15 protein-coding genes are annotated in these 16,681 nt (G+C 44.5%); 7 read left to right on the forward strand and 8 right to left on the reverse strand.

The features are described 5' to 3' along the window. Positions 1-58 precede the first annotated feature (58 nt). The gene (locus tag QUA03_RS25550; protein ID WP_333216072.1) at positions 59-268 is read right to left on the reverse strand and encodes a hypothetical protein; all 210 of its coding nucleotides are present in this window, start codon (positions 266-268) and stop codon (positions 59-61) included. A 203-nt stretch (positions 269-471) separates the two neighbouring features. Continuing rightward, positions 472-1,083, reverse strand: coding sequence for a cupin (locus QUA03_RS25555; protein ID WP_333216074.1), 612 nt, complete (start codon positions 1,081-1,083; stop codon positions 472-474). Positions 1,084-1,428: 345 nt separating this feature from the next. On the opposite strand from QUA03_RS25555, the gene QUA03_RS25560 reads away from it, so the two are divergent. The 4 genes from QUA03_RS25560 to QUA03_RS25575 all read left to right on the forward strand — a co-directional run bounded on the left by QUA03_RS25560 (position 1,429) and on the right by QUA03_RS25575 (position 4,784). Next, positions 1,429-1,965, forward strand: coding sequence for a thioredoxin domain-containing protein (locus tag QUA03_RS25560; protein WP_333216076.1), 537 nt, complete (start codon positions 1,429-1,431; stop codon positions 1,963-1,965). A gap of 200 nt (positions 1,966-2,165) precedes the next feature. Continuing rightward, positions 2,166-3,011, forward strand: a complete 846-nt coding sequence (locus QUA03_RS25565) for a cytochrome c biogenesis protein CcdA (RefSeq protein WP_333216078.1) — start codon at positions 2,166-2,168, stop codon at positions 3,009-3,011. A gap of 77 nt (positions 3,012-3,088) precedes the next feature. After that, complete coding sequence (locus QUA03_RS25570; protein WP_333216080.1) at positions 3,089-3,736, forward strand: YHS domain-containing (seleno)protein; 648 nt, start codon at positions 3,089-3,091, stop codon at positions 3,734-3,736. Positions 3,737-4,082: 346 nt separating this feature from the next. Continuing rightward, positions 4,083-4,784: a DUF4079 domain-containing protein gene (locus tag QUA03_RS25575; protein ID WP_333216082.1), complete on the forward strand. Its 702-nt coding sequence runs from the start codon at positions 4,083-4,085 to the stop codon at positions 4,782-4,784. 197 nt (positions 4,785-4,981) lie between these two features. On the opposite strand, the gene QUA03_RS25580 is transcribed toward QUA03_RS25575, so the two are convergent. The 3 genes from QUA03_RS25580 to QUA03_RS25590 all read right to left on the reverse strand — a co-directional run bounded on the left by QUA03_RS25580 (position 4,982) and on the right by QUA03_RS25590 (position 10,232). Then, entirely contained in the window at positions 4,982-5,860 is an 879-nt protein-coding gene (locus tag QUA03_RS25580) for a sugar ABC transporter permease (protein WP_333216084.1), read from the reverse strand. A 265-nt stretch (positions 5,861-6,125) separates the two neighbouring features. Beyond that, positions 6,126-7,589: a CIA30 family protein gene (locus QUA03_RS25585; RefSeq protein ID WP_333216086.1), complete on the reverse strand. Its 1,464-nt coding sequence runs from the start codon at positions 7,587-7,589 to the stop codon at positions 6,126-6,128. Positions 7,590-7,712: 123 nt separating this feature from the next. After that, positions 7,713-10,232: an ATP-binding protein gene (locus QUA03_RS25590; protein ID WP_333216088.1), complete on the reverse strand. Its 2,520-nt coding sequence runs from the start codon at positions 10,230-10,232 to the stop codon at positions 7,713-7,715. A gap of 488 nt (positions 10,233-10,720) precedes the next feature. Here QUA03_RS25590 and QUA03_RS25595 point away from each other — a divergent pair, with 488 nt between their 5' ends. After that, positions 10,721-11,095 (forward strand): hypothetical protein, encoded by a 375-nt coding sequence (locus tag QUA03_RS25595; protein ID WP_333083474.1) that lies wholly within the window; start codon positions 10,721-10,723, stop codon positions 11,093-11,095. Positions 11,096-11,230: 135 nt separating this feature from the next. Here the strand turns inward: QUA03_RS25595 and QUA03_RS25600 are convergent, their stop codons facing one another. Together QUA03_RS25600 and QUA03_RS25605 are read right to left on the reverse strand one after the other, a co-directional pair. Further along, positions 11,231-12,088, reverse strand: coding sequence for an Hpt domain-containing protein (locus QUA03_RS25600; RefSeq protein WP_333216090.1), 858 nt, complete (start codon positions 12,086-12,088; stop codon positions 11,231-11,233). 191 nt (positions 12,089-12,279) lie between these two features. Beyond that, complete coding sequence (locus QUA03_RS25605) at positions 12,280-13,206, reverse strand: DMT family transporter (protein WP_333216092.1); 927 nt, start codon at positions 13,204-13,206, stop codon at positions 12,280-12,282. A 427-nt stretch (positions 13,207-13,633) separates the two neighbouring features. Here QUA03_RS25605 and QUA03_RS25610 point away from each other — a divergent pair, with 427 nt between their 5' ends. Together QUA03_RS25610 and QUA03_RS25615 are read left to right on the forward strand one after the other, a co-directional pair. After that, positions 13,634-14,437, forward strand: coding sequence for an SDR family oxidoreductase (locus QUA03_RS25610; RefSeq protein ID WP_333216094.1), 804 nt, complete (start codon positions 13,634-13,636; stop codon positions 14,435-14,437). A gap of 174 nt (positions 14,438-14,611) precedes the next feature. Beyond that, entirely contained in the window at positions 14,612-15,619 is a 1,008-nt protein-coding gene (locus QUA03_RS25615) for an NAD(P)-dependent alcohol dehydrogenase (RefSeq protein WP_333216096.1), read from the forward strand. A gap of 60 nt (positions 15,620-15,679) precedes the next feature. Here QUA03_RS25615 and QUA03_RS25620 read toward each other — a convergent pair whose 3' ends face one another. Then, complete coding sequence (locus QUA03_RS25620; protein WP_333216097.1) at positions 15,680-16,489, reverse strand: calcium-binding protein; 810 nt, start codon at positions 16,487-16,489, stop codon at positions 15,680-15,682. Positions 16,490-16,681 lie beyond the last annotated feature (192 nt).

Genomic DNA, 16,681 nt, shown 5'->3' on the forward strand with positions numbered 1-16,681 from the left:
ATCATTATTATTCCCTAATATTTCTATTCTAAGAGGTATTGACAAAATCTACCCCCTTCTAACTTGTTAGCAATGATTCCAGGGTTTTTTTATGGGCACCGACTAGATTTTGTGACCTTTGCCAGCCGGCCCAAAATGCCACACTGCTAAGTCCTAAAATCGAGAGTACCAGCAATTCTAGCGTCAGGCGAAACTGAAGCGAAGAGGTGGAAATTCGCTTGCCCGTGAGAGGGTTGATAGCGGCTATAACTTGGCGAATTAGCTTCATTATATCGTCAGGTAGTGAGGATAATTAAGCATCAAAATTATGGAAATCCAAACTATAGCAATCAAAAGCCGGAGTTGTGGTTCATGCCTCCGAACCCGTCCAGTCTCGAAGCCTGAACCACGCCTGAAAGTTGGTGCAGCCGCGATTGCAATCGCCCGATATATTTGATATTTGTTGATATTTGCTTTCATCAGGCTGCTATCTTAAAAGTTGTCCGCAGTACCTTTAATCTGGTTAAACTCAAATCGTCGATCGTAATCTGTTACACCATAAAGATTAAAACTAATGGTTGGTTTATCTCCGAGTGCTTCCACATGATGAATCGCATCTGGCATGAAGCACAAAACGTCACCAGGGGCTAGCAAAATATCTCCTACTGTTGTGATTTGATCTGGAAACTTGCGAGTTGGCGATCGCTGCCAAAAAGTATTTTTCTCCTGTCCATCAAGTAGCGCCACCAGTCCCCAACTGGCATGATTATGAATCGGAGAAACTGCACCCGGAGCCCAAGCGACCAACTGCACCGTCAGAGGGAAAAATGGTTCATCATACAGTGTTTGTACGGCCCAGCCTGTCTCAGAGTCAGGCTCAAGGAGAGCAATTTGAAACCAGGAGGAACTATCTAACAACCTGCGGACAAGGGGACAAATTGCCTGGAGTCGTAAATAATCATCACTTATTTGCTCTAATACATCTTCCAAGTCAGTTAAAAAGCGGTAAAGTCGGTAGGGATTGGTCAAATCTTCAATTTGACTTGTAGGCTCAAAAATATTGCACTGTCCATCATCAGTCACTAACCAATTTTTTCCTGTCATCGTTGCTCAACTCGCGGTTAAATTACTGCATTACTAAAAGATAGTCTGGTTTAATCTCCACTCTATCAAACATTCCTTGCAAGTAAATGAGCTGTTCATAAGGCACAGATTAATTTTAGCTGAAGAACCCTGTAAATCAATTTATCGGGCAATACAAGACGAAATTTTGCTGACCAATTAGTAACTGCTCATGGTTTTATCCAAAATCCATCTGCTCTTCATCTTACACTCATATTTCTAGAATCAAATGCAGTTAATCTCAATTCATAGAGGCAGCCGGATTGAGACTCAAAAAGTTTTCTACTATCCCTCTTGTACATAAACCCTAGATTTTGGAGGTTGAATATGCGTAAACCAGCATTATGGCTCAGCTTATGTCTAAGTAGTTTGGTGCTTACATTATCGCTTGTGACTGCAACGACACTCAACACCTCTGCTACACCTAATAATGCGATCGCGCAAACCAATCCCTGCGCGTCCAAAAACCCCTGCGCGTCCAAAAATCCCTGCGCGTCAAAGCAAGGAAACGTAGGAGGTCCACTAGCGAAACAATTGCAAGGAAAGCCTGTTGTGGTTGACATTTATGCAAGCTGGTGTGCTGGCTGCAAAAACATTGCCCCTACCATTTCCCAACTGAAACAGCAATATGCAGGAAAAGTGCATTTTGTCGTGCTAGATATGACAGATAAATCAACCATTTCTAAAGCAGAGGCGACAGCGAAACAGTTAGGACTCAGCCAATTTTTAGCGGCAAATAAGTCTCAAACGGGAAGTCTAACCATCATCGACCCTGCCACAGGAAATATTCTAGCGCAGCATCGTAACAATCCTAACAAATCTACCTATACAACCGTGCTGGATCAGGCGCTTGCCAAAAAATAGCTGGTTTCAGATTCTCGGTAATACCAAGTTTTTATGAGGCTGCACATATCCCGATTCCCCTTAACTCGCCTTAATAAAGGGGGGACAATAGCGTACTCAAAGTCCGCCTTATTAAGGGGAATTTAGAGGGACATAGGGATATGTGCAACTTCACATGAAATTGGTATAAGCAGATTAAATATTTATTTCAGGAGAAACCCATGACAAATCTTGAAAAGCCTCAGTCCCAAACCAAAACCCCCAAAGTTTTCAAATTTCCGAATAGATGGTTATTTTGGGGTGGATTGGTAGTCCTGAGCTTAGTGCTTGCATTGGTCATCACAGGCCCCATTTCTCAGGCGATTGAACATCTAATTTCGGTAACTGAAAACCGCTATCAGCAATGGTTTATTCAGCAAGATACAGCCAACCCACTGATGTTGTTTTCCCTGGCGTTTATCGGTGGTTTAATCGCCAGTATTTCACCATGTATTCTGGCAATGTTACCCGTTAATTTGAGCTACATTGGTACTCGTAATATCACTTCCAAGGGAGATGCTTTCGTTAAAGCCAGTTTATTTGTGTTGGGAGTTATGACAATTCTCAGCTTTTTCGGGCTGGCATCTTCCTTTGCCGGGGCTGTGATGGTGGATTACCGGGGGTACATCAACATTGTTGTAGGAACCATCATTTTTATCATGGGTTTGAGCTTGCTAGGAATTGTGAAGTTGCCTTTACCAGGAGTCAATATAAATGCTTCAAATTTGGGACCATATGGGGTAGGATTGACATTTGGTTTGGTGAGTTCTCCCTGTGCCAGCCCGGTTTTATTTGCTGTACTGGCAGCGGCAGCGGCGACTGGTTCACAATTGCTAGGAACCTTGACCATGATCTGTTATGCTCTGGGATATACAATCATCATCTTTCTTGCCAGTCTATTGACAGGTTTTGCCAAGCAAGCTAAGACTTTGATGCAGCATTCCGAGTCAATTCTCCGATTTGGCAGTATCGCTCTAATTCTGACAGGTTTGTATTACATAATTGAGGGTACTCGCTGGTTCTTGTAAGATTTGTGAAGGCTTTTAAGTAAGTACGCCCACCTAAAAAAAGAATACTCTGAACCGCTGATCTGGAAATTAGACACATGAAAGTAAAATACATTACCACGATCGCCATTGCCACCATTCTCGGTTTGGTAACAACTAATTTTAGCTACGCCAATTCCAAGGCTTCCACAAACTTAAACTCTACAACCGTTTCATCCAAGGTTGCACAATCCAATCCTTGCGCCGGTAAAGCCAATCCTTGCGCGAGTAAAGAAAATCCTTGCGCGGGTAAAGCCAATCCTTGCGCGGGTAAAGCCAATCCTTGTGCTGGTAAAAGCAGCACAACAACCCTTCATCCTCAATTCTACACCGAAAACGGTGTGGCTCTTGATGGTCAGGATGTCGTAGCCTATTTCACCCAAAGCAAATTAGTTATGGGAGTTAGCCAATTTAAACATAATTGGGGTGGAACAACTTGGATGTTTGCTAGTGCAGCAAACCGTGATATGTTTGCCAACAATCCTGAAAAGTATGCTCCTCAATACGGTGGATATTGCGCCCAGGGTACCAGTGAAGGAAATCTTGTTGTCACCCAGCCTGACGCCTGGAAAATCGTTAATGGGAAGCTTTATCTCAACTACGATAAAACAGTACAAGCACAATGGATGGGGGATATTCCTGGTCACATTTTTTCAGGAAACAAAAATTGGCCGGCTATTCTGAATAACAAAGAACTGTTGCGCTAAGCTCAAAGTGATGCAGGCAATTAGTCGCCGCTAACTGCCACTTAGATTATCACCAGCAGTTTTCATTTCCCTGAGAAGAAGGTAATTGTAATTGCGTAATTGCGTAATTGAGAAAGCTGTACCTCACCCAATTGACAATTGCTATATTTTCGGATTTATCAACATTTCCGGTGAGTTACCCTTGATAAAGCGTGTTTGTAGTCAGGACTTCAGTTATCTCTAGGCAGATGAACAATTACTATGAGTCCTGACTACAAACTTACTGTGGTTAGATGGCCGGATATGATATTATGTATGGCAAAAACCGGGTTGATGAAGCCAACCCTCCTCAACAAAAAGGTTATTTATGGAATTTAAAGATTTTCTGGGTTTGCTGCATCCTATTTTAGCTGTAGCGATTGTTTTTCCTATGCTTGGTGTTGTTCTCAATATGGGGTGGCAAACCATGCAGCGTCGCAAGCAAATTGCGATCGACACCAAGAGCAAAATTCCACCTGTAGTCGGTTCAGAACACGTCAAAGCAGGTCGAATTCTGTCAGGTTCTGTGGTAGGAGTGACGTTGTTGGGCCTAGCCTACCCGATTTTTGAGCATATTTTGAGCAAGGATGTTTGGAGCAAAAACTCCTTTCAGGTCATTTTTATTGTGTTGATGTTTTTTGCAACTGTCGCCTCTTTGGTCATGCTCTATCGAGCTACACCCGCTTTATGGCGCGGCATATTTGCGACCCTAACAGGTACTGGTTTGGTGATTCTTGGCACTCAAGATGGCGTGTATCGGCGAACCAATGAATGGTATTGGTCTCACTACTACATTGGCATCACCGCTGCGCTAATTATGGTTTTTTCCCTTGCCATCATTGAAGACATTTACAAAGACCGCTCAAATCGCTGGCGCACTATCCATGTGATATTGAACTCGATCGCTGTGCTGCTCTTTCTGGGACAGGGAATGACCGGAACCAGGGATTTATTAGAAATTCCTTTGAACTGGCAGAAACCCTATATTTATACCTGTGATTTCGCCAATAAAACCTGTCCAAAGCCGTGAGCGATGGCCTTATCGATATTCAAGTCTAAAATTAGGAGAAATTAGAGCCGGCGGGACACCCCACAAGGAATTTCATGTATTGTGGAACAGGCATCTTGCCTGTTTTGGAGATTTTATGTATTGTGGAACAGGCATCTTGCCTGTTCTTGAGATGAGAATGTTGCAATATCTGGATCACTACCAATCTGTCACCAATATTAATCATTGCGAGTCAAACCCTGAAGGCTAACTTGCAAAATCGACAAACCCAAAATCAGCAAAAACAAAACCAGCCCGATCGTACAAGCATAGCCAATTTCCAAATCCTTAAAAGCCCGTTCGTAAAGATAATAAACAACAGTCTTAGAACTATTTCGCGGCCCGCCTTGAGTCATAATATAAACTTCTTCAAAAACCTTAGTAGCAGAAATCGCCGAAATCACGGCTACCAAAACTAAATAAGGCTTCATCAGCGGCACAGTAATATCCCAGTGCTTTCCCAAACCATCAGAACCATCAATAGCAGCCGCCTCATAAAGTTCTGCCGGAATAGCTTGCAGCCCTGCCAAATAAATCACCATGTAATAACCCAATCCTTTCCAGATAGTAACCGCCATGACGCTAAAGATTGCTAACTTCGGATTAGCCAGCCAAGAAACAGGAGGCAAACCCAACAATTCCCCCAACTGATTCAGCAATCCAGTCTCAGCAAACAGCCACTTCCAAGCAATCCCAGCGACAACCATTGAAATCACCGCCGGCGTATAGTATGCTGCACGAAACCAGTTCATCCCCTTAAGTTTTTGGTTGCACAAAATCGCCATTCCCAACGGTAGAACAACTAACACAGGCACAACGCAGGTAAGATACAGCAGCGTATTCGTCAAAGTTTGCCAAAATGTGCGATCGCCCCACAACCTGTTAAAATTCTTTAAACCCACCCACTGTGGCATTTGAGTTAAATCATATTCGTAATTAGTAAAACTCAAATAAAAAGCTTGCACCGCCGGCCACAAAACAGTCAAACTCAAAATAAATAAAGCCGGAAGTAAAAACAAATAAGGCGTCAAATAGCGTCGGGAAAAAGTCACAGACATAGTAATTGGTAATTGGTAACTTTACTCGTTAACAGGCTCTGCCTGGTAACGCATATCTGGAGGCTCGGCCTCCAATTTTCCTACTAACAAGCGAGGCAGAGCCTCTGGACATTGATTCCCAGGCTATGCCTGGGAACCAGTTAGAAAACTCGCATTTGTAGGGTACTATTCGGCGCACCAGCGCTGAGTCCTTGAAACGATTTCTTGTCCTCCCCTTACTAAGGGGGGTTAGGGGGGATCTAGACTTCGACCCTACAAATAATAATTATTTAACTCCCGAAAACAAACCCTGCCAGTCTCCGGGAGAACCGCCATTTTCCCCCTCTTTCACCTCAAAAGTAACGTTGCAAGCTTGAGGTTGTTCCAAAGCCTCCACGCACAATTCTGCAATATCTTCCCGACTAACTTTGCCCCTAATATTGTCTCCTTGCTCAAATATTAAAGCTTTGCCTCCCGGTTCTTCAGTCAAAGCGCAGGGTCTGACAATAGTATAAGGTATGCCGCTCGATCGCACACAATCTTCCCCTTTCAACTTCCAAGTCAAAATTCCCCCCAACATATCATTCATCCTGACTGCCGGCGGTTCTTCTTCCAAGTTAATTCCGGGGCGACCTGGGCGGGTAACTCCTGCCGAACTCACCATCACAAATCGCGGCAAAGTCTGTCCCCCATCAGCTTTAATAGATTCTAACTCCAGTTGAAAAATACCCGGTGTAAATTTCGGGTTGAGCGCGCCATCATATTCAAACTTGCTCAACATTAACTGAAAAGAAAAAATACTGCTGGCATCAAATTTAGAGCCATCTTTGACAGTTTTGGCGCGGAATACTGGAATTAACTCATCAAAAGGAACAGTGACAGTAATCCAGATATTGTAAACAGTATCAAACGAATAGCAATAGCCAATTCCATCCCATTTAGCTTCGCTGCGAACAATCAATTTGTAGCGCTTGCCGTCCCCTTTGACACGTAGTTGGATGCCGCTAAATCCTGTGAGATTAAGCGGAGGATCAAAGTTGCGGGTACGCACCGAAGCAAAGCCGCCCGAGTTGGCAGTAGAAACATTGCCTGTGAATATAGCTGTATTGTCTGTCAGCCGAATCGAACTTTCGCTGGTGCCACCCATCACGATATCGTCTAGCGCACCCCAAGTTTCTTTTAAATCTTGGCTGGGTTTTGTGAAGTCGAAAATTATTTTTTCGCCTGCTTGAATTAGCTGGCGGCGAACAGCTTGCACTAAATTATTGAGGCCTTTGTATTCGACTATTTCGGGAACATCCACAACTTCCGGCATATAAAATTTGATGCCTTGATAGTATTTTTCCCTGGTTGGGGTGTCTCCTTCTACTGGTTGAACTTTAGTGCCGGTACAGCAGATAACTGCTTCCACGCCCTCGGTTACTAGCGGTGTTAGGGTTTCTGGGAGAGTGATATCTCCTTCGACTAACTCGACATTTTTGCCGAGAATTTCTGTTGCTCTTTTGGTATCTCTGACGAGGGCTCGCACTCTATATCCCCGCTGTTGCAGCCGCTTGACAACTCGCTTTCCGACGCCGCCGGTAGCACCGGCTACCAGTATCAGTTTAGGTTGGTCTTTTTTAGTTTTGCTGCTGCTTCCAAAGAGTTGTTGCAGCCAGCTAATGCTGCCAATGAAGGGAATGACGCCGAAATAAGCCAAGGTTTTGAGAAACCGGCCGGCATCCCATTGGGCGGTTTTTTTTTCAGTCATACTAGCTTCCTCTGAATTGGCTCAAATCTACTTAGCTGCTTTTGTATTTTAATCGAATTTTCGATTTTTGAATTGGGGCGATTTCCTAGCCTTGGGGATAGCTTCGCTAGCGCGGACTTTTTTTCACTTGACAATGGGTGTCGGATGAGTTTGGCTCAAGGGAATCTCAATAATCAACTCGGTTCCCTCTCCGGGGGCTGAAAAGCAAGTCAATTTGCCACCGTGTTGTTCTACCGCAATTTCGTGGCTAATTGCCAAACCTATCCCTGCACCTTTCCCCAACTGTTTTGTGGTAAAAAAAGGCTCAAAAATTTTCTGGCGAACTTTTTCTTCCATGCCCCAACCGTTGTCCTTGATCCGAACTGCTACAGCTTTTTCTCCGGGACAAAGTTCAGTCACAATCCGAATTTGTCCGTACTTAATTGGCTGTTCTTCGTCGCCGTGCGACGATAAATTATTGTTAACAAAGGCATCTTCGAGAGCATCAATTGCATTTGTCAGTACATTCATAAATACTTGGTTGATTTGAACTGCGTAACACTCAACCAAAGGCAGAGAGCCATATTCTTTGATGAGATGAATTGCTGGGCGATCGGGCTTCGGTTTGAGTCGGTTGCTCAAAATCAATAAAGCGCTGTCCAATCCGTCGTGAATGTCAACTGGTTTAATCTCTGCTTCGTCAATTCTAGAGAAGTTTCGCAGCGACTGAACTATCTCGCGGATGCGGTTAGCTCCTACTTTCATTGAGCCCAGCAACTTGGGTAAGTCTTCAACTATGAACTCTAATTCTACTGCTTCTATTTGTGCTTGAACTTCTGGCGAAGGCGACGGATAGTGCTGCTCGTAAAGCTGCAATAAATTGATCATTTTTTGACTATATTCATTAGCATAGCTAAGATTGCCGTAGATGAAGTTAATCGGGTTAGTGACTTCATAAGCTACCGCCGCCACCAACTGTCCCAAACTTGACATTCTTTCACTTTGCACCAATTGAGTTTGCGCCCGCTTAAGCTCGGACATCGCTGTTTTTAAATTAGCAGTTTTTTCCCGTTCTCTGGCGACTGATGCTTCTAGTGCTGTATTTAATTTTTCGAGTTTATCGACTTGACACAGCACTATATTAATCATTGCTTTTTTCAATTCCAATGCAGCGTCTATTTCGCATTGTTTCCAAGGCAACGATTTGTACCTCACATTTTCTTTCCACAGCTCGAAGGATTTCCGAGGAGACAGTTGAGGGTTGCCATCTTCATCGGTTTCAACTGGTTTGTTGGGGTTGCCCGCCCAATTTACGGTCTTAATTACTTCCGGGCGAAACCACAAAACGTATATTTTCTGAGTTGGCGATATTGCTATCGCCAAACACCCGCTGGCCGTGTCTTTAAATTCCTCAGCTTCTGGATAGCATTTGGTGAGCGAGTCTGTATAAAAAATTTCTTTATTTAAATGCTCTTGCACCCAATTAGTTAAGTATTTGAGCGCTTCTCCTTGAGGTGTTTGCCCTACTTGATAGCAATTGTCTCCAAATACTATTGCGGCTCCCTGGGCGTTGACTGCTTCTAGTAAATTATGCTGACATTTAACTAACACTTCTGACAAGTTTTCGGACGTGGATATGTCTTCAAAAATCTTGGTTTGAATGGATTTTAAGTGTAGTTTGTAGTCGTAGTCTTCGTTTCCTTCTTTTGATTGCAGTTCTAAGGACATTACTTGCCCGATAAATTCGCAGGCTGCGCGCAATTCATAGTTGAGGTGTTTTGGTGTATAGTTGTGGCAAGCAATCAATCCCCACAGTTTTTTGTCTTTGATTAATGAGATTGACATCGAAGCTGCAACGCCCATATTTTGCAAGTATTCTATGTGGATGGGAGAAACGCTTCTCAATACGCTGAAACTAAGGTTGAGGGGCTGGGTCGTGACAGCATTATTTCCTGAAACAAGGGGGACTGGTTGATAATTGATATCTGGAATTAACCTCAGCCAATTTAACGCATACAGTTGTCTGGCTTGTTTGGGAATATCTGAACTTGGGTAGTTTAATCCTAAGAAAGGACTCAGGATTTCTGCTTTGTCTTCAGCGATTACAGCGCCGTTGCCTTCGTGGTCAAATTGATAGACCATGACTCTATCAAAACCAGATATTTTTCTGACTTCTTCTACAGTTATTTGAGATAATTCCTTGAGATTTTGGGCGCTTTGAATTTTGCTGATAGTGGCTCTCACTGAATGATAAAAACTAAAAACAGAAAGATTTTCTGGGCTGGTGGCTAATTCCAACTCGACCATCAATACTTCTTCTACTCGGTGGAGGATGCAGTCAAATTCTAAATATTTACCTTTGTTTATGACAGAGAGCTTGATGGGATTAACGGTTTTTAAGTTTTCATTACACAAACAAAGCTTGAGTTTTTTTAGTTGAACTCGATTGAAGAATAAGCTCAAATTTCGACCGATCGCACTTTCCGGCTCTACTCCTAACAAATCTTGCGTATTTTCGCTGACTTGCAGTATTTCTAGTTCAGGTTCTCGTACAACAAGTAGAACCCCGTGTGGCTGAATGTGCCCCGATATGTGAATGGGTTCTCTGTCGCAGTTTGTCAAGTCCACTTCTTCGAGTGCGGGAATTGTGATTTGTAGATCCATTTTCTTTGTCTTCCGCTGTAAAATTTCGAGAGGTTCTATTGATTTGAGATTTGAGAGCAAATTGGCTTTTCCATAAAAATCTCATATTGTTCGATCGCATAATGGCTCGATCCCTTGACGGACACGGAGAATCAATCACCCGATACTCAGCGAATCAAAAATGATTTAGTCGAAAACCAGCCTGCAGTATGTGTTGCTGTTTAAGCCGCCTCAGCGTTCTAGAATTTTTACCGACTTGGCTCTTCTATACTATCGCTTCCCGATGTTAATTATCATAGCAATTGTTGCCATTCTTCTAGTATGTTTAATAATTTCCCAAAACTTTAATATTTGTGGTAAAATTTTGCCTGCTGGAAAAGGGGGAGAGAAATGCGTCTCCAGAGCGGCCTACTTACTGAAATATTAAGTTAAGGTAAGGGTGACAAGATCTGAAAGTCAAGTCACGCTAAGCTCTTTAAGTATACCCAACAGGCCCGACAATTAGACTGATGATCGACTTCAATACAGTTACTGAATTTTCTCATACCTACTGCATAGCTATCTGTGCCTTTTTAGTTCCGGCAAACTTGCTGACTACTTTGCATACAGCGATTTTGATAGGACTAAACCGACCTCGAATGCAAATTTGGGCGTCTGTCGCTGTGGCCAGCCTTTGGGCTACAGCAATGATATTTCACGTTTTTACCTGGTTCGCGATCGGGGTAGTAATGCCTCCGACATACATCTTGCTAGTTATGGCAATTACTTGTCTGACAATCAATGTCTGGGCGATCGCTCATCCTGCAAGCATGATGCAATTAATTCGAGTTGCGGTATCAGTTGTTAGGGGATATTTCAGAAGGAAGAAGGATGTAGTTGTCTAAGAGAGACAGATATAGCTATCTAGCAACTCAACAAAAAATGGCAGGGGGTAATGTGAAAAAAATCAGGGAAAATATGGGTTTCAGAATAGTTTGTCGGAAAACAAATCGTGCTTCTGAGGGCTGAGTTTTCAGCGCTTATTCCGGTTCGCGATCGCGACAATCTTCTGCTTCCGGGCCGCGGGGATGGATCGTGCAGTTGAGCAGGTAGCCGCCATCGCTTCTGCCGTAATAGTAGCGGCATCCGATGCAAATTGCGGGAGGTTCGATCGTACTTTGGTAAACCGGATAATCCGCAGTCGCCAGCAGCGAAAAGTCGCGCTGCGTCTGAACATTCCCGATAATAGCGCCGGAGAATTCGACAGCTTGGCGGATGTTTTCGATCCTAGTGTAAGGCGGCAGGTAAATGTCAATACAAAGGCGTAGGCCCTGGCTATCCTGATCGTGGCGGGTAATAGTGCCTCCCAGCAAACCGACGCCCGAAGCAATAGCCGAGGAAAATTCGCTCAGGGAGGTGCAGTAACCGGAGAAAACGTGAATATGTTCGTCCGTAGTAGCTCTCACCGTCAGGCGAGTGGGAATTCGCAATCTCAGGTAAGCGTCGAGTTCGTCAAAAACCGGTTCGACGAGGGAGAGCATTTGGTTTGCGTCTTCGTGCTTGAGCCCAAAACCCTTAGAAACCTTGGACACAAGGGCTACTAAAATATCAAAAACTTCGCTTAAGAGCGATTTTAGCCTGCTATCAATGGCGATCGGACATTCTCTGAGCAGCTTTAAATAATCCTCCAAGCGATGAGCAATGCGCTGAATGCTGCTAAATCCGAGCATAGCTGCTCCCCCTTTAATCGAGTGCGAGGCTCGGATGAGCTGGTGTATTCTTTGGGGAGCTGGCACGGTATTTTGCAGATCTTGCAAGCCTTGTTCGATAATTTGGATCTGTTCTGTGGCTTCTTCGATAAAGTAGCCGATGATCCGCTGTAGTTGTTCTGGCAGCATAATTTTATTCTCCTAAAGGCAACCGAGTATTATTAGTCATTAGTCATTAGTCATTAGTCATTAGTCATTAGTCAGACATTTGAGAGTTTGGAACCAATATTTAAGCGACGAGTTATTTTTGTTTTTAAGCCCTAATTTGTTTTATTCTGACTCACGGCAAGTGTAGTGGCAATGTCGAAAACAGTTAACTCTTAACTGTTGACAGTAATTTTTTTTGCTCCGACGGTAGCGGTTGCTACCCCCAACAGCAGCACCCCAGCACCTGCGAGTACCGCCGGCGCGGGCACTTCCCCAAACAGCAAATAACCCAACCAACTCGCCCCAACCGGTTCAAACAAGATGGCAAGAGTTACCAGAGTTGGGGAAATCTGCATTACGGCCCAGTTCAAAATGGTGTGGCCAACTAACTGAGGCAAAGCGGCCGTTAACAAAATATAAAAATATACAATGTCGGGGTAATTAGTATAAGTAGTGCCGAAGGCGAAGGGGAGAGGCAGCAGTACGATCGCAGCAATAGTATAGGCGATCGCGATATAGCCACCAATTCCCAGTCCCCGCCGCTGAGCTTCCCGCCCCAGCAGCAAATACAAGCTGACAGCCCAGGAACCAGCCAGAGCAAGGAAATCGCCAAGCAGTTGGCTGCTGCCAGCATCGGCTGCACTCGCACTTCCCAGAGCGATCGCCATTCCCCCAGTCAGGGCTATAGTAATGCCCGTGATCGACAGTTTGCTAAGTTTTTCACCGAACCAGAAGCGCGACAACAGCGCTACCCAGACAGGATTAGTGGTGACGAGGGCAGTCGAGGCGGCGATCGAAGTATAAGAAAGTGAGGTTATCCAGAGGGCAAAATGCAGGGCCAGACACAAACCCGCAGCAGCAGCATAGCGCCTAGCCCCCGGTTGCAGGGCGTTCCACTGAATTTTTCGCCAAGCCGGAAGCAGAATTAAAGCAGATAAAGTCAGACGAGAGGCCGCGAGCACCAGACTGAAACCCAAACCGCCCGCCCCCGCTGAAAAGTTAGCCAGCCGAATTAAGATTGAGGAAGTTGAGACGGCTAAAACCCCGATAATTAACACTAGGGCGATCGACCAATTAGGTGCTTGTTTCGGAAGATTCATTTTTTAGGTATTGGGCATTGTGCATTGGGCATTGGGCATTGGGAAAATTTATATAGCAATTTTCACATAATGCTGAACACTTTCTGAAGACTTTCTCTTCCCTTCTCTTCTCCTCTCTTCCTTCGTGTCCTTCGCGTCTTCGTGGTTCGTTTAAAAAAAAACCGATCGCCATTCTTAAAAAATTCCCATATCCAAGAAATATTAATGTATAGTAGGGGCAGGGCGGGTTGATAAAATTGTATATTACGGGCAATTATTGTTTGCGAACCCGCCTACAAAATTCAACATCAAACAAGTCCGAATCATCTCGTTTCCGGTTGCATCGGTATTATTCAAACAGTCAACAGTCAACAGTCAACAGTCAACAGTCAACAGTCAACACTCATTCCGGTTCAGCCGGAATTGATATTACAATTTATAACTATCTATGGCTCCTACAGTTTTGATTACAGGCGCTTCTCAAGGAAGCGGCAAAGCAACAGCAATTTTATTTGCAAGCAAAGGTTACGATGTAGTGATGGTGGCTCGCCAGCCAGAGAGATTGGCAGCAGCAGCGGCTCAAGTCCAGCGAGAAGGCACTTCCGCTGTAGCTATTCCGGGGGATGTCGGCGACATTCAACAAGTGCGCGCGATCGTCCAAAAAGCCCTAGATGCCTGCGGCAACATCGATGTTTTAGTTAACAATGCTGGCATTTGTCTCACGGGGGCGATCGAGCACACTACCTCTGAAGACTGGCAGCAATTAATGAATACCAATTTTTGGGGCTGCGTTAACACAATTCAAGAAATATTGCCACATTTTTTGGAACGAAAAACTGGGACAATAGTCAATGTTGGTTCCATTGGTGGCAAAATGCCTTTGCCTCAAATGACTGCTTATTGCGCCAGCAAATATGCAGTAACCGGTTTAACAGAAACTTTGCGATTGGAATTAGCGCCTCAAGGTATTCACGTTTGCGCCGTGCATCCGGGCCTGATTAACAGCGATTTTTTAGAAAGAGCTCAATTTCGCGATCGAGACGAACCCGCAGTCGAATTGCGCCGCCAGCAAATGAGCAAAATGCTGAAATCTGAGTGGGCAACTCAGCCAGAAGATATTGCTAAAGCTATCTGGGATGCTGTGAAAAATCAGCGTGCAGAAGTTACCGTCGGCCCTGCTTTTTTGGCATCGGAAGCTTATCGGTTGTTCCCCGGTTTGATGCAGTGGGCAATGGAAAAAGGCAAGTTGTGAGACTAATTAGTAATGGATAATTGGTAATTAGTAAAGTACCCAGGGCGCACCGGACAAATTATTAGTAACGCGCCTGATTCCTAGTTGAAGCTTCCCTTGAATATATACAACTAAAGAAAGAGACTGGGAAAGCGGCCCGAACACTATAATGGCAAACAAACCAGGAAATACACAATGCAAATCAAAGCACTAGCAGTTAAAAAAACAGGCGGATTGCTTGAAGAATACAAATTCGATGTCGAACCTCCAAAAGTACATGAATGCCTTATAAAAGTGTTAAGCTGCGGCATTTGTCACTCTGACTTGCACATGATTGACAACGATTGGGGTCAAGCCAAATATCCCCTCGTTCCCGGCCACGAAGTTATCGGAGAAGTGGCAGAAATAGGGCCGCAAGTGACTCATTTAAAAGTGGGCGATCGCGTTGGTGTCGGTTGGCAAAGGTCGTCTTGTTTGCAGTGCTGCGACTGCTTGCGGGGTAACGAAAATCTCTGCGATGAAAACCAGGGATTAATTGTTACAGGCCCGGGCGGTTTTGCCGATTATTTGATGGTAGATTCCCGCTTTGCTTTTCCTATTCCCAAAGGCATCGATTCCAACGTAGCGGGGCCGCTGTTGTGCGGCGGAATTACGGTGTACGCCGGTTTGCGAAATGCGGGGATGAGTTCCGGGCAAGAAATTGGCATTCTCGGCATCGGTGGTTTGGGACACATGGCGGTACAATTTGCGAAAAAATTAGGCAACCGCGTTACAGTTTTTACTACTTCCCAAGATAAGGCAGAATTTGCACATAAAATGGGGGCGGACGAAGCTATTGTAGTAGGAAAAGGCGAAATTCCTCAAGCCCCCAGCAGCAAATTAGATATTTTGTTGAGCACTGTTCCTGCTGCTTTAGATTGGGTTCCGTACATTGATTTTCTCGATTCTAACGGTGCGCTTGCTTTTGTGGGAGTTCCCGACGAACCTTTGAGCATTCCGTTATTTTCGCTGCTGGTAAAGCAACGCCGAATTGTGAGTTCTCTCATCGGCGGTCGCGCTATGATTAATGAAATGCTGGCAATTGCAGAGAAGTTTGAGATTGAGCCGATTGTCGAAGTTTTTGCGATCGCACAAGCGAATGAAGCCATTCAGAAAGTCCGCGACAATCAAGTACGCTATCGCGCAGTTTTGACAGTGAGTTAGATAATCCGTAATGGGTAAGGTGCGCTAAGCGCACCCTACTAAAGATATATAAGCAACGAATTAAAGCAAAGAATTAGCATTAATAAAACTGCCGTTTAAATCGGCTGGGGTCACGTTCAACACAGTACCCAACAAAGCATTAGTAAAACCAAATCTAATATTAGTAGCTTCCACACGACCGTTGCCATCGGGATCGAGACTTCGCTGGGAGATGCCGCCCTTAGCTAATAAGCTAGTTCCACCGGCTATACTTGCAGGATCGATCAGCAATAATCTCGGATCGTTCAAGCTATAGCTTACCTCTTCCAATGAGATATTGCTGCTGGTAAATTCCACACTAATGCCAATCGAATCGCTAGACTTATCAAAATCCACAATTACCGCGTCAGGAACTTCAATTCCAACTACTCGGATTCCCGCTTGATCGACTCTCAAAACAAATACATCGCTACCTGCACCACCTTGGTAAATATCGATATCTCTGTCGCCAATTAAAGTATCATTACCGTCACCGCCCAGTAACAAATCAACACCTTGTCCTCCGCGCAGCAAATCATTTCCCGCACCCCCATCAAGGAAATCGCTATTTCTATCTCCTGTCAAGAAATCGTCGCCAGTTTCTCCCAAAACATCGTCATCATCTTTGCCGGCGTAAATAGAATCATTGCCGACACCGCCTAGCAGACTGTCTTTACCATCGTTGCCGAAAATCCGTTCTGCATCTGACGATCCCCTGACAGTATCATTGCCACCCACCATCCAAAGTCCCCCAGGAAAACTAGCAAGTTGTCCTGGTGCAAGTGTAATATTTTCAGGAGAATTGTCTCCTACCAAACGAGAGATGCCTGAATTATCTGGGGTGAGTACCATAGTTGTAAACTTTGTGCGATGTGAGCATGGATATTGTGCAATATTCTACAGTTTAGTAGGGTGCGCCAGAACACAGTTACTTCCTGACTCGCGATCGAGCAATCGTTGGCGCACCCCATTGGTGACAAGTTAAGGAAAAAGGGAAATTGTCAAGGGTAGTATTTGCATGGGTCTGGGATCGTGGGAAACTTA

The sequence above is a fragment of the Microcoleus sp. S36b_A4 genome (genome assembly GCF_036700645.1).
In the GTDB taxonomy this organism is placed as follows: domain Bacteria; phylum Cyanobacteriota; class Cyanobacteriia; order Cyanobacteriales; family Microcoleaceae; genus Microcoleus.